This window comes from Vreelandella salicampi, assembly GCF_013415105.1.
Taxonomy (GTDB): Bacteria; Pseudomonadota; Gammaproteobacteria; order Pseudomonadales; family Halomonadaceae; genus Vreelandella; species Vreelandella salicampi.
On record NZ_JACCDF010000044.1, the window covers coordinates 1 to 1,230 of the forward strand.

Sequence of the window (1,230 nt, forward strand, 5' to 3'; positions counted from 1 at the left end):
TAAGGAAACACTGCATAAATCCCGCCGCAGATGCCTGACAGCCGCCGGTGGGGTAAAATTTGGACTTCCTGTCACTGTCCGATCAGAGCCACCCGATGAAGCAGATCTCGTTTGCCCAAGCCGAGCACCAGAACAAGAAGAAAGTCACCCGCCGCGAGCGGTTCCTGGCCCAGATGGAGGCGCTGGTACCTTGGCAACGGCTGATCGATGCTCTGTCGCCGTCCTACTTTCCCAACGCGGCAGGCAAGCGCGGCCGGCCCCCCTCCGGCCTGGAGCGCATGCTACGGATCTACTTCCTGCAGCAGTGGTACGCGCTTGCCGATGAGGCGCTCGAAGATGCCATCTACGACAGCCAGGCCATGCGTGACTTCATCGGTATCGATCTGGCCATCGAGAGTGTGCCGGACGCGACCACGCTACTGCGTTTCCGCCATCTGCTGGAGAAACATGCTCTAACCCAGCGGATCTTCGAGGAAATCAATGCCCACCTGACCGAGAAGGGCCTGTTCATGCGCGAGGGCACCATCGTCGATGCCACCATCGTGGCGGCGGCGCCTTCCACCAAGAACAAGGCCAAGCAACGCGATCCGGAGATGAAGCAGACCAGGAAGGGCAAGCAGTATTACTTTGGCATGAAGTCTCATATCGGCGTCGATGCCGTCACCGGGCTGGCCCACAGTGTCACTGCCACTTCGGCCAATGTCGCCGATGTCACCATGGTGAACCAACTGGTCCGAGACGATGACAAGCAGGTATACGGCGACGCGGGTTACACCGGCATGTGGAAGTATCTGGACGAAGAGAAGGATGCCCCGGACTCCCGCTGCTGTGTTGCCGCCAAGCGCAGCCCCATCAAGAAGATGGAAGACGGCCCCATGAAAACGCTGCTGCTGGCGATCGAGAAGGCCAAGGCCAGCATCCGTGCCAAGGTCGAGCATCCGTTTCATGTCATCAAGAACCTCTTCGGCTATCGCAAGGTGCGCTACAAGGGGTTGGCCAAGAACCAAGCGCAGCTATTCAGCCTGTTCGGACTGGCCAATTTGGTACTGGCGACACGATGTAAGGGCCAAATTGACGGGGCCAGTGCGTCTTGAATCTGCCCTGCCAGCCGGATAGTCCGGCTGGCAGGAAAAACAGATCACCTGAGATGGTCAGAAAATGATCGCTGATGCGGTGATTTTGCTACTCTGAGCCCTTCAGCCGCTCAGAGGCTAATTGTTCAGCGGTTCC

General features: G+C 58.5%; 1 protein-coding gene. It reads left to right on the top strand.

Annotated features, from left to right (window positions below):
- Positions 1-95 precede the first annotated feature (95 nt).
- Entirely contained in the window at positions 96-1,094 is a 999-nt protein-coding gene (locus HZS81_RS17925; protein WP_179931884.1) for an IS5 family transposase, read from the top strand.
- Positions 1,095-1,230: the final 136 nt, after the last annotated feature.